The organism is Okeania sp. SIO2C2, from assembly GCF_010692625.1.
In the GTDB taxonomy this organism is placed as follows: domain Bacteria; phylum Cyanobacteriota; class Cyanobacteriia; order Cyanobacteriales; family Microcoleaceae; genus Okeania; species Okeania hirsuta.
Genome location: NZ_JAAHGM010000008.1, coordinates 252,703 through 265,540, shown reverse-complemented (window position 1 = coordinate 265,540; position 12,838 = coordinate 252,703). Strand labels below are relative to the sequence as shown.

Annotated in this window: 10 protein-coding genes and 1 pseudogene; 6 read left to right on the top strand and 5 right to left on the bottom strand. The window is 37.9% G+C overall.

Features of this window, described 5'->3' with window-relative positions:
* The first annotated feature begins 1 nt into the window (after nucleotide 1).
* From F6K18_RS08970 to F6K18_RS08960, 3 genes are all read left to right on the top strand, one after another.
* Nucleotides 2–1,567 (top strand): chlorophyll a/b binding light-harvesting protein, encoded by a 1,566-nt coding sequence (locus F6K18_RS08970; RefSeq protein ID WP_287520212.1) that lies wholly within the window; start codon nucleotides 2–4, stop codon nucleotides 1,565–1,567.
* 791 nt (nucleotides 1,568–2,358) lie between these two features.
* On the top strand, nucleotides 2,359–3,084 hold the full coding sequence (locus F6K18_RS08965; RefSeq protein ID WP_287520210.1) for a phycobilisome rod-core linker polypeptide: 726 nt from the start codon (nucleotides 2,359–2,361) through the stop codon (nucleotides 3,082–3,084).
* Nucleotides 3,085–3,455: 371 nt separating this feature from the next.
* Entirely contained in the window at nucleotides 3,456–3,815 is a 360-nt protein-coding gene (locus F6K18_RS08960; protein ID WP_287520208.1) for a hypothetical protein, read from the top strand.
* On the opposite strand, the gene F6K18_RS08955 is transcribed toward F6K18_RS08960, so the two are convergent.
* The gene (locus F6K18_RS08955; RefSeq protein WP_287520206.1) at nucleotides 3,812–3,994 is read right to left on the bottom strand and encodes a hypothetical protein; all 183 of its coding nucleotides are present in this window, start codon (nucleotides 3,992–3,994) and stop codon (nucleotides 3,812–3,814) included. The two genes, F6K18_RS08960 and F6K18_RS08955, sit on opposite strands and share 4 nt — an antisense overlap.
* Nucleotides 3,995–4,863: 869 nt before the next feature.
* Here F6K18_RS08955 and F6K18_RS08950 point away from each other — a divergent pair.
* Both F6K18_RS08950 and F6K18_RS08945 read left to right on the top strand, forming a co-directional pair.
* Nucleotides 4,864–6,309, top strand: a complete 1,446-nt coding sequence (locus F6K18_RS08950; RefSeq protein ID WP_287520204.1) for a hypothetical protein — start codon at nucleotides 4,864–4,866, stop codon at nucleotides 6,307–6,309.
* A 624-nt stretch (nucleotides 6,310–6,933) separates the two neighbouring features.
* The gene (locus tag F6K18_RS08945) at nucleotides 6,934–7,128 is read left to right on the top strand and encodes a hypothetical protein (protein WP_124144420.1); all 195 of its coding nucleotides are present in this window, start codon (nucleotides 6,934–6,936) and stop codon (nucleotides 7,126–7,128) included.
* A gap of 91 nt (nucleotides 7,129–7,219) precedes the next feature.
* On the opposite strand, the gene F6K18_RS08940 is transcribed toward F6K18_RS08945, so the two are convergent.
* A complete protein-coding gene (locus tag F6K18_RS08940) occupies nucleotides 7,220–8,893 on the bottom strand; it encodes an iron uptake porin (RefSeq protein ID WP_287520203.1) in 1,674 nt (557 codons plus the stop codon).
* Between the two features lie 770 nt (nucleotides 8,894–9,663).
* A complete protein-coding gene (locus tag F6K18_RS08935) occupies nucleotides 9,664–9,999 on the bottom strand; it encodes a hypothetical protein (RefSeq protein WP_287520200.1) in 336 nt (111 codons plus the stop codon).
* Between the two features lie 605 nt (nucleotides 10,000–10,604).
* Between F6K18_RS08935 and chrA the strand changes: the two are divergent.
* Nucleotides 10,605–11,798 (top strand): annotated as a pseudogene (gene chrA, locus F6K18_RS08930) (chromate efflux transporter).
* A gap of 79 nt (nucleotides 11,799–11,877) precedes the next feature.
* Here the strand turns inward: chrA and F6K18_RS08925 are convergent.
* On the bottom strand, nucleotides 11,878–12,012 hold the full coding sequence (locus F6K18_RS08925) for a hypothetical protein (protein ID WP_287520198.1): 135 nt from the start codon (nucleotides 12,010–12,012) through the stop codon (nucleotides 11,878–11,880).
* Nucleotides 11,993–12,790 carry an ABC transporter permease gene (locus F6K18_RS08920; RefSeq protein ID WP_287520196.1) on the bottom strand — a complete coding sequence of 266 codons (798 nt, stop codon included), beginning with the start codon at nucleotides 12,788–12,790 and terminating at the stop codon, nucleotides 11,993–11,995. Before F6K18_RS08920 ends, F6K18_RS08925 begins: the two co-directional genes overlap by 20 nt.
* Between the last annotated feature and the right edge of the window lie 48 nt (nucleotides 12,791–12,838).

Sequence of the window (12,838 nt, the reverse complement as noted above, 5' to 3'; positions counted from 1 at the left end):
TATGACTGTAACTAAATCAAATCCATTAAGGTTTTTAGGCTTTTCAACAGATAATAATGTTGATGTTGCGAACTATGTTAGTGATTCCCAAGAACCCTATTCTTGGTGGGCAGGTAATTTTCGCTTTGTTAACTTATCTGGAAAGTTATTGGGAGCGCACATTGCTCATGCAGGGTTGATTGTACTCTGGGCGGGAGCAATGACTCTGTTTGAGCTATCCAAATTCGACCCTAGTCTACCCATGTACGACCAAGGGCTGATTTTGCTACCCCACATGGCGGCTCTGGGTATAGGGGTTGGAGCCAATGGTGAAATTATTGATACTTATCCCTACTTTGCTATTGGTGTTATCCATCTCGTTAGTTCAGCAATTCTAGGTGCTGGTGGCATTTTCCATGCCGTGCTTGGACCTGACAAACTTGATGAAAAAGGATTTGGCTATCAGTGGCATGATGGCAATAAAATGACTACTATCCTTGGTATTCATCTACTGCTACTAGGGATGGGAGCATTTTTGCTAGTAGCCAAAGCTATGTATTTTGATGGTTTGTATGACCCGGCGATCGCCAATGTGCGACTGATTACTGAACCTACTCTCAACCCCCAGACTATCTTCGGTTACCTCGTCGGTATCACCCCTGATGGCTGGACGTTGAAGGGTATGGCTGCTGTCAATTCTTTAGAAGATGTGATAGGCGGTCACATTTGGATTGGTAGTATCTGCATTCTGGGTGGTCTCTGGCATATTACTACTGCTCCTACAAAATGGGCTAAGGGTCTGTTTGTCTGGTCGGGAGAGGCATATCTTGCCTATAGTCAGGCAGCTCTAGCTTACATGGGCTTTTTTGCTGCCTACTTTGTCTGGGTGAATGATACAGTCTATCCTTCAGTATTTTATGGTCCTGTAGGTGTGACTAATGTTGATGGTACAATTACTCCTCGCACCTGGTTGATGTTGTTCCAACTCATCTTTGCCTGTCTGCTACTAGCAGGTCACTTTTGGCATGGTCTCAGAGCTAGAGCGATCGCCAGTGGATTTGTCTTCAGTAATATGAAGTTCAATCCCGGTGCCCTCTATGGAGACACTCAGTTTAATAACGAATCTCTAGTGACTGGTATTGTACAGCCTTTCCAGAACAATCCCCAGTTGGGTAATTTGGCAACCCCAATTAATTCCAGTCAGCTTACCATCACTTGGGTTAAGAACTTACCCATTTATCGGAATGGTTTATCCCCTATTGCACGGGGTCTGGAAATTGGCATGGCTCACGGCTACCTATTATTAGGGCCTTTTCTCAAACTCGGACCATTGCGCAACACCGACCAAGCTCTTCTAGCTGGAGGTGGTAGTGCATCTGCCTTGGTAGTGATTTTAAGTATCTGTCTGTTTGTTTATGGGGCGGTAGTATTTCAAGGTTCTAGTAAACCAAGAGGCGTTTTGCCGGAGAACCTGCAAACTTATCAGGAATGGAGTCTGTTTACCTCTGGTTTTCTCATTGGAGGAATAGGCGGTGTGATTTTTGCCTGCTTTATCCTTATAGAAATCGGGCGATCGGGAATTTTATAACTTTGTTTGCTTGAGCAGGGGAATAGGGACAGCAGTTTATATTCCTAATTTTTATCAGGAAAGGCAGAAGGCAGGAGGCAGAAGGCAGAAGGGAATTCTGACTCGTCTGTTACCTTTAGGGGAACAAGGGTATAAAAACCCCATCCAATTGTTCCTTCTGCCCTCTGCTTTCAGCATAGCTGCCTTAGTTCATCGGATATTTACTATTTGACATCTCCTGCTTCAGTTAATAGCTCAAAGATGTTTTGACAACTCTATTACCTAGAAGTTGTTTTTGACATCCTCCCCGGCCTAAAGGCGCGGGGATTCCTACTGAGCCGTAGCTCTTCGGCGGGTTGACGTTTCACAGGGTGCTGCTTCCTTGGCGGTAGTCTGATGCTTCCCTCCACGTCCGTTTAGAGTTTCCGAGTGCCCCCCGGCAACTAATAACAGTTTAGCATATATCCAATTCACTTGCATGCTCAAATAAAAAGTCGCCCTACAAGGGCGAGGCTTTAAACCCAATTTTTCGGTAAATAATTATTTTGTAAATAATTATAAAGTTTTTTTACTCCTCACCAATTATAAATCTCCGATAATTAATCTCAAACCCTTGTACTACCTGGGCAAAAACTTCGCTTCTGGAGATGTATATTGAGTATTTCAGAGTAAAAAGTTTGGAATAAATAACTAAATTAAAGGTGTTCCTTTCTCTTACAAAAATTTACAAACAGTCTCTTAGGAATTTTTAGGTAATTCACTCTATGGTATAGTCTAGTCTTATAATTTTTAGTTTTTACAGGATTTTATCAATGACAATTCCTTTAATGTACTACCCACTCTCTAGTCAAAACCATCGGGTTCAAAAATTTGATGTCCCTGGAGATGAATATCCTATACAATACACTTTAGAGAACCTGCCCACTGCTACAGAGATGGATGAGATTATCTGGGCAGCTTATCGGCAAATTTTCAATGAGCAGCAAATTATCGCAGCCCATCGACAGGTTGCTCTGGAGTCTCAACTGCGCAATGGTCAGATCACAATTAAAGATTTCATTCAAGGTTTGTTGCTTTCTGAGTCATTCCGGCAACTGATCTATGATAGCAACAGTAACTATCGTTGTGTTGAGCTTTGTATTCAAAGGGTTTTAGGACGCCCTGTCTATAACAATAAAGAGAAACTTGCTTGGTCTATTGTATTGGCAACAAAAGGACTTCAGGGTTTTGTCAATGACTTGTTAAACAGCGAAGAATATGACAAGTATTTTGGCTATAACTTTGTTCCCTATCAACGTTGCCGAGTTTTACCTCAACGCACTCAGGGAGAGTTGCCTTTTGCTCGGATGGCTCGTTACGACAGCTATTACTTAAAGCAGTTATATCAAACAGGGCAGCTACGGAAATTTGATCCAGGTATGTTAGATAGTAGTGCTCATGTTTATCGCAAAGCTCTATTATTTGTGGGAATACTCTCTGTAGCAGTGTTATTAGTTACTCTGATTCTAGTACTGGACAGTAGACTTGTCGCTTTATAACTTAAAAATTCCCCAAAAACCTTGTTCTGTAAGGATTGTAGCTATTGGATGGCAAAAATGCTGGGAATTATTGCTCTGTCTAGGTTAGAGTGATTTTTTCCCTTTATTTAGCGACAACTCTAATACAAAGTTCTGGGTAAAAAAAAACATTCCCCGCTTTCATGTCGGGGAATGGTGCATACTGGTTAATGATTCTAAATTTTTACCAGCTAATCTCTCGGGATGCACATAATACGTTGAGTAGAGCAAATCCTGAGCAATTTACGTCCAGTGTTTAGTTGTCATGCTACTTATGAATGGTTTGTTATCCTAATTTGGGGCATTCAGCTTATGCAGTCAACATCGGGCAGTGACAAGCTATCGATGGCGCTGTGGGACTAACACAAAATTACTACACCCAAGCTTTGCACTGGTTTCATTCAAAGGCAATTACTGCCCAACAATTATCCACCATGTGGCATGAATGGTTAATTACTCACCCAAAAGTCCATCGTCAAAGAGGTCAAGCAGTTGATGTAGGGGATGGTATTAAAGTCGGTAAGGAAGGAAAAAAAATGCCTGCGGTGAAAAAACTACACAATGAATCAGAAAACGTAACCAAGTCAGAGTGGATACGAGGTCATTATTTTGGAGTTATCACTTTATATCAAATCCGGTTAATTGCACATACTATGAACTATCAGGCCACCAGTGGTAGCAGGTTAATCTATGAATCAGCTCACAGTGATTAAGTAAAGCACGACTTCAACCCGAAACCGGTGACTTCTGCTACCTCTGCTGTAGTTTTACCCCTGCTTAATAACCAAATGACTTGGTAGTGAGTGCGAGTGATCGCGGAAATTGCTTGACGATATCCCATTTCTAGTTCTTCAAGGGTCAGATGGGGTTGAATGGTAAGCTTTCTAGGCATTTTGACTTACTAGCTACAGCAATACTCCTCTATTATACTATGTGCAATTAACCGGATTTGATCTCACTGGGAATTGGGTAGTTTCCAGAAAAAATCAAAATCCCAATAGCCTCTATTGGACACATCCTATATTTAGAGGCTACTATCTGCTATATAATTGGCCATCAATTAATGAGAAAAATTAGTCTAAAATTTTCTAAGATATTAGAATTCTAAGATTAATTATTATGAGCGTCGTTGTGCCAAAAACAATCCTATTAGCGATAATTTTTGCCCTTTCTCCACACAATGTCTAATTTATAGAATAGTGGCTGAGTTTTATGAAGGTTTGATGAAGACTAACCCCCTCTTATATCTGTAAATCTACTATTATTAATTTTACTTATTAATCAAATGTATTTCCGTTGTTGTAGAGTTTTTAAATATTTAGAAAAATTGTTGTAATCATTTTTTTGGTTGAGAGTTAGATTGTTAAAAATATCCTACATCCTTTGATAAAACCATTTTTTTTGTTGTTTTGTTATTATCATTATCCTGTTAGTGTTTTGCTTTGTTGGTTTTTGGCTTTTTATCGGATGATTTTATGAGTTGTTTTACAACTGTGTCCATTTGAGTTACAACTGTACTGATTTATTCTTTGGATACAATTTGTAAGTATTTGAAAAACTAATGTATTGAGATTGACTGGTTATATAAAGATTCAGTAAAGATATTGATTTTCCATTGCTTTATTTGTGTTGTTGGCTTTACTATTCTTTCTAGTTTGTAGTCCAGTCGGAAAGGCTAGTTTCCGGCTTAGATTAACATATTTGACCCTAGTCTAGTAATTTGATCTACATTTTTTTCGTAGTTTTTTGAGGCATTTAAATATGAAACTTGTTCAGAAAACCTTTCGATCAACAGCTATTGTTACAACTGCTGTTCTTGGCATTTCAATACATGCAGAAGCAGCAAACCTTACTGTTAATGTGGGGCTAAACTTCACAGGTAGTACCCTTGGGATTGATAGTGGCTTTATTCCTCCGGATACGATGGGTGGAGTTGGTAACGATCACATTGTTGAACTGATTAACGGACGGTACTCGGTTTACGATAAAACAACGGGTACGCGAGTCCAGACCAGTACCCTCGACACATTTTGGACTGACGCTGGGGTAACCTTTAGGGAGTTTACCTTCGATCCTAGAGTGTTGTATGATCAAAATAGCAAAAGGTGGTTTGCTGTCGCTGTGGACAATGCTAGAAATGCTAACAATTTTCTAGTTGCTGTCTCCAACTCTTCAGATCCGACTTTAGGTTGGAATGGTTTTGCCATTGACAGCGACTCAGATGACAGTCACTGGGCAGATTTTGGCACCTTAGGCTTAAATGCAGACGGTGTTTTTATCGCTGCAAATATGTTTCCCCTTGTCGGCAGTGGTGTAAATACAACGATTCTTACACTACCCAAGACCGATCTGATAAGTGGGTCAGTCGCCAACCGAAACCTATTTGAGAATATAAACCCAAACACTACAGGTTTTACTTTGCAGCCTGTTGTTGATCTAGACAACACGGGACAGCCGCATCCCTTGTTTTCCGCTTTCAACACGGGTGCGGGTTTCTTCAAGCGCTCGACTATTAATGGGCTTATCAATTCACCGACAATTGACACCACAGGTGGGTTTATTAGGGTTCCCCCATTCAGTCTCCCACTAGATGCCGAGCAACCTGGTCTAAAAGAGAAAATCGACACAGGCGACAACAGAATTAGCTCGAATCTGGTTTTGAAAGACGGCTCTATCTGGGGGGTACAATCTGTAAACAACAATGATCGTTCAGCGCTTCGTTGGTTTGAGATTGATGAGGCTACGAATACACTTCTCCAAGAGGGGCTGATTGCCGATCCTGAGCTCGCGTTTTACTATGGCTCTATTGCTGTCAACGATTCAAAGCAGGTTGCCATTGGGTTTAGCGGGTCAAGTGAAAACCAATTTGTCAGCAGCTATGTAGCTATAGGCGAGACTATCGGAGGGACAACGACCTTCGAGAATCCGCTGCTACTGAAGGCAGGTGTTGATGATTACCAGGTCGGCTTTAGTAGAAACCGTTGGGGCGACTACAGTGCAACCGTCGTCGATCCTGATGATCCTTCTACTTTCTGGACTTTCCAGGAATGGGTTTCGGGCGATAACCAATGGTCTACGCAGATTACCCAACTTAATATCACCAAGCCTACATCCGTTCCAGAACCTGTTTCTGTGTTAGGGTTATTGGGTTTTGGTGCATTAAGTACTCTTAAAACACTGAAGCGTAAACACAACAAGCACGGTTAAACTGCCTTTACTGCTCCAAAAAAAGATCATAATCTCCCCCTCAGTCAGTCTACCGGTAATATTGCTATCTTTGCCTAATAGGGTTAATGCTAGAGAAGTTGCAATGAACGTGCCAACTTGTGGTTATTAGCTGATTTCAGCCTGCACTAAGAATCACAAAAAGGGGTAAGATAATTCCACTATCGGTGATGGTAACTAAGGAATCCTATTTATGACAATTAAATAATTAACTGGACAGTACAAAGTTCTGGGTAAAAAAAAACATTCCCCGCTTTTATGTCAGGGAATGGTGCATACTGGATTAATGATTCTAAATTTTTACCAGCTAATCTCTCGGGATGCACATAATACCTCGAGTAGAGCAAATCCTGAGCAATAATCAGGACTTACGCAAAATATGAAATCATACACCATCTGTAGTGGGGGATTGTACTTAACCTCTACTATATGTGGTAGTTATGCGTAAATCCTGTAATAAATGTAACATTATGACAAACATCACAAAAACTTACATATCTACTTCACTCGATCGACACCAAAAAATCACGGTTGGTTGTACTATTAATCACTACCAAATCAGGAAAAAGAGTGGATGATTAAAATATAGAATTCAAGGTTAATCTTATGCTTCAAATTAACTTACTTCCCGGTGCAATCAACGAAATTATGGCTTCTGCTGCCAAAAGTGGCTTTCTCACAAAATTAGACTGCTATGGCCTCATGGCTGCTGTATTAGACGATTCTCTAAGCACAGAAGATCGTTCTACTGTTAAGCGACTTTCATATTTTGTACTCAGAGGATGGGTACGAGTAGAGTAGACATAGAGTTGGCGATCGATACTTTGTCTAAATGTTATGCCTCAACAAATTCATCAGGAAATGCTTACCTTCTTCCTTTTTCCTTCTTTTCCTAAAACAAAAAAATCATCCGAATAATTCCCACAGTAATAGTTTCATTATCCTCGTCATGTTCGGGATTAATAACTACTAAAACTCCCGGATTAATTGAAATATTGTCATTAATTTGATAACGATAAAAACCCTCCAAATGCCAAGCTGTATCATCATCATCTGGACCATTATCAGTATCAGTTACTTTAGGTGGATTTCCAATTACAAAACCAAGCAAACTTCCCTGTTTACCTAAGTCAGTAAATCCGAAAGTAACTGCCCAATTAAAAATAGTTGCTTCATCTCCTTCCTTAACCATACCAACAGATTTTTCAGCATCAGCAAAACTCCATCCAGTCCAACCGGAAACTGTGAAATTATTCAAAGCACGCCAACTTCCTTGAATACCTAAATGATCTGCCGAAGTAGGAACTAAATTACCAAAAGGCGCATTTGCTCTTCTACTACCTGTTGCTGCTGAAACAAATAACTTCCTTTTTGGATAGTAAGAACGTACATAAGTAATGCCAAAACGGAGGCGATCGCTTGGTCGAATATCTAGTTGTGCTAAACCTGCATTACTACCATTAAAAAATCCATTACTTTCTCTTGGGTTTTCCGGGTCTCTTGCTAAATATCCTAATGATAAAGTTACCGATTTATTAATATTATAAACAACTGTTACTCCAGCACCCCGTGCCCCTTGGGCATAGATAGGATTGAAGCGTCCAAACCTAGAAATTGCCCCTGATATTCTCTTTGCAAAAAGTCTGTTGAAGTTATCAGAAACATTCATATTATACCTACCGCCAATAGCGTCAATATGAACTCTAAATTTTTTCCCAATGGGAAAACGATAGAATAATTTACCAATATCAACAGTATTATTAGTATTTCTTTGAAACGCTAAACGCGTCATATTTGTTCCAGTTATTGGCACTCCATAGGCAACAGTATCCAGAACATCTAAACGAGTTCTAAATAAGTCTCGTCCTGTAAAGCTAGTATTAAAATTCAAACTTACTCGATTATTTAAAACGGTATTATCTTCTAAACTACCACCACCAGCTTTCTCTTCTCCAAAGACATTACTAATAGCAAATACAATTTCTCCACCTAGTTTAGTTGTGGTAGAAAACTGATTTGCTTCTAGTTCTGTAGTCCGTGCTTCTAAGCTATCAATTCTTCCTTTTATTTCGGCAATTTCTACAGCAAAATCTTCTTGTAAACGTTGTAAAACTGCTAAATCATCTTTAGTTACTAAGTCTGCTGTAGAGGCAGCAATTAATTCGGTAATTCTGTCTAAACAAGCATTTAAACCTGCGGCAAATTCATAGCGAGTCATAGGGCGATTACCACGATAACTACCATCGGGATAACCAACAATACAACCGTAACGTTCTACTAATGATTGTAATGCTTGAAATGCCCAATCTGTGGGTTGAACATCGGATAATTGAGAGACAGAAGTAACTTGACCCATTGAGTCTGTATTTTGCTCAAGTTGATTTGGTTTAATGATAATTGCGTCTTCAGCAACTGGAGTTATATTTGGTTTTGATGATTCTTTTTCTAATGTTTTTATTTCAGAATTTATTTGTGTATATTTAATTTCATTTGCTTGAGTTACAGCACAAAATATCACGGTTTTATAGAAGATTAATAAAAGAAAATTCAACAAAATTTTTGACATATTTAAATCCTAAAAAAAATTAAATTTATAGCGCTTTGCCCAGGCAACAGGCAACAGGGAAGAAAGATAAAAGTATCTCACTTGCCTGAGAAATGCTATAATAGAACTCTAAAATAAATGCTACTAGTAATTTATATTTCACTCAGGAAATGGGGGAGTTTCATTAATTAATAATTGATAATGGATAATTGATAATTACCTCTGTTTAAAACTGCTCTTGATTGAATATCAGGAAATATTATTTCTTCTCTTGGTCGATTGGATATGGTTAGGAAACCCATCCATCCCACCCTACGGTAAGCTGCGAAGATCGACCACTTTTTTCCCCTTAAAAGGGGAGGCTTCAAGGCGCGAATTATTTAATTATTAATTATTAATTATTCGGTAATTACCAAAACCCTAGAAAAAACTGTGTTATTAATTAATTTTTATCCGTTAAAATAGGCTAGTGGTGTACAAGTAGTGATACAGCGGATTCCACTTTGGTGAGGTACACCCGCGCGAGCAAGATGCTTCCTCGCGAGCAAGATGCTCGGACTGGGAACATTTAATTATTAATATCTGTACTTCATGTAATTGGAATCTGCTGTATCCTAAAAAAAAGTCAAGTAGTTAAGAGAATACTATTTATTATTTATTTAAAACTTAAAGTTTAAAGTACTTTATGTTCCCTATTCTGTGTTCCCTAAAAGCGATTTTTTTTTGCTTTATTCAAAATTGAGATGCAGCAAATTAGTTTCTTCAGCGATTAAAAAAATCTGTCATATTTATCATCCATAATAAAATTCATCATCGGGCAAACTTCCACCAAAAAGTTTAGGATTTTGCTCCAATAAACGAGAATACCAAAACTCTAAATCCTCTTTTGCATCCTTAGCACTCACCATTTCTAATGGCGTATATCCCAAAGATTTTTTAATAACAGGAGCTTTCAATCCTAGATATTTTGCTCCCAAAGCAGCAGCATCATCAGGATTTTTTTGAGACCAATTTACCGCTTCAACTAATCCATCTTGAATAGTCTGAATTAGACCGGGATATTTATCAATTAAAGAAGTTAAAGCTAAAGTTCCTGCCTGGGGAAAACGAGGCGCTCTACCTGTCACTTTTCCCCATTCTTCTTGTAAATTAATCGCCAGTTTTATATCTAATCCTTGTTGTTGACCGCGAAGTTCAGCACCAGTACCCGCTGGTTCAGATAAAAGAGCTGCATCACCACATATTTATAAGCAGCCAAATTGTTCAGTTTGCGGAGAACTTTGAAGAAGGAAGAGGTAAGAAGGAAGAGGGAAGAAGGAAGAAAAAATGGATGGGGATAGTCAACTTAGGAGCTAATTTTTAATACTCATTTTCTCGAATATACCATTTTTCATTGTCGGGGTAAACTTGTATTTTTTTGCTATATTCCCTCTTCCATAAAACCTATAATTTTGAACATCAACAGTATCATAATTGGGGTGCATCTCATATTTGCAAAAATACTTTTTTCCTATATAATTCCTGTTGCCTGTTGCCTGTTGCCTAAAAGCAATAATTTTTTGGCTTTATTCAAAATTGAGATCCACCCAATAATTGCTATCATTATTAGAGTATAAAAATCAAATATATTATAAATTAAGGCTCCTTAAAAAATAATTATAATAGGTATTCAACTATTTTAAGAGATGTTTATATATTAATTACTTAGAAAATTAGTTAAGGATAAAAGTCATTGATTAGCAAAGAAAAATTGCAACGACTCCTCGAACTAGCAAGTGTTTTTCTCAAAGTAGGTAGTATCGGTTTTGGTGGTATGCCAGCCATTATTGCTATGATAAAATCTGAAGTTACTGATAAGCGAAAATGGCTTACTCAAGACCAATTTATCGACTTTTTTGGTGCTACCAACCTGCTCCCTGGACCAAATACTGTGGAAATTGCTACTCATGTTGGTTATTTGCAAAGTGGATGATGGGGATTTGCTATTGCTGGTCTTTGTTTAGTTTTCCCATCAGCTCTAATTGCAATTGCTTTGGCTATCCTCTACAATCAATTTGGCTCACTTCCTGAAGTTACACCTTTTCTAGATGGGATTAAACCAGTTGTTCTATCCTTAATTTTACTGCCTGTCTATAAGTTGGGCAAAACAGCAATAAAACACTGGAGTTTGGCAGTAATTGTTATCTTTGTAATACCAGCATCAATCTTGGGATTAAATAACATAATTGTTATTCTTCTTGGGGGTTTTTTGGGTATATTTTGGCTTCATTTTTATCGAGAATTTACCACTGAAACTCCGGTAAATAGACCTTCGGAAAATTCTAGAATTCGATTACCAAAAACACTGATAATCTTATTGATACTCCTGGGAATATTTTTATTAATTGATATCCTGACAAAATCCCAGATATCTCTATGGAAACTTAGTAGTTTTTGCCTGAAGGTAGGCAGTTTATTATATGGCAGTGGTTATGTATTAATTGCCTTCCTACAAGATTTAGTAGATCAGTTTCATTGGTTAACTCAGCAACAATTGTTGGATGCTATTGCTATCGGACAAATCACACCAGGACCTTTGATTTCCAGCGTCACTTTTATCGGTTATTTATTATTAGGATTACCAGGAGCAATAGTAGGGACTATTTCAATTTTATTACCTGCATTTTTGTTTAGTGCTGCACTCAATTCTTTGGTGCCACAAATGCGTAATTTTCGCTGGACTTGTGAATTACTTGATGCGATTAATGTTACTTCTATTGCTTTGATGGCATCTGCTTTTCTGACATTATCTAGATCGACACTTATTAATTGGCAAACATTGTTGATTGCTCTATGTGCTTGTCTGATAAATTTTCGTTGGAAGGTAAATATTATTTTGATGATTTTTTTAGGCGCTATTTCTGGTTGGATACTGTTCAGATTTTAATTGTTAACTTCAACTAGGCAGCACTGCAAAATCTATGAAGAATAAAACTCTGAATAAAATTGCCAAAACAGCTTTTTTGTCAAAAATAATTCTCTTTATAAATACTGAAATTATCTTTACTTTTGTTTCTTCCTTCTTTCTTCCCTCCTGTCTCCTGACTCCTGACTCCTGTCTCCTTTCTCCTGTCTCCTTCTTTACTGATTTTTTTCACCATAATTCCAAGGTTCTAAAAATCTACGGATGGGGCGAATAACTAAATATTCAGATATCAAAATTAATACCACTGTTACAACCACCCATGCCATTACTTCCGCTGTATCAAGATTAATTCTAGCTAGATTCATTTCTGCACCAATACCTGTTTCTGATGATAATAACTCAGACATTATTGCCACTCGCCAAGCTAATCCTAATCCAGATGTTATTGAAGGAAATAAACTTGATAATAAATGCGGATAATATAAGTCTAATAATAAATTTTTGATAGGGATTTTAAAAGTAAAAGCCATTTCGATTAGCTGTGAATTGATATTTCTCACACCTTCCACAGCACCAATAAAGATAATTGGTAAAGTAGCAACAGCAACGGTAAATATTGAAGTAGAATTACCAGTGCCAAACCAAAGTAATGCAATAACAATCCAAGCAATAGGTGGTACTCCTTGCAAAGCAGTAATTAGAGGTCTGACCGCTCGACTAATCAAAGGTTTTATACCAGCTATTATTCCAAGGAAACAGCCACTTAATGTTGCTATTGTGAAACCACTAATGGCATTTAAAGTAGTAGTTAAAATAGCCAAAGTTAATTTATTTTCCCTTGCCAAATTTTTCAGAGCAACTAGAGTTTCTAGAGGAGAAGGTAGAATGATTGAACTATAGTGCATTGCTAGTAGTTGCCATATAGTTATAAATCCTAGAAAACCTATTAATTCAGGTAAAATAGCTTGAATTAGTTTGAATATATTTTTATCAAATTTATCGGATTTAATCATCAACTGTTGTTTTAAAAGAACTTGACAACGCTCTAGTGCAGGATGGCA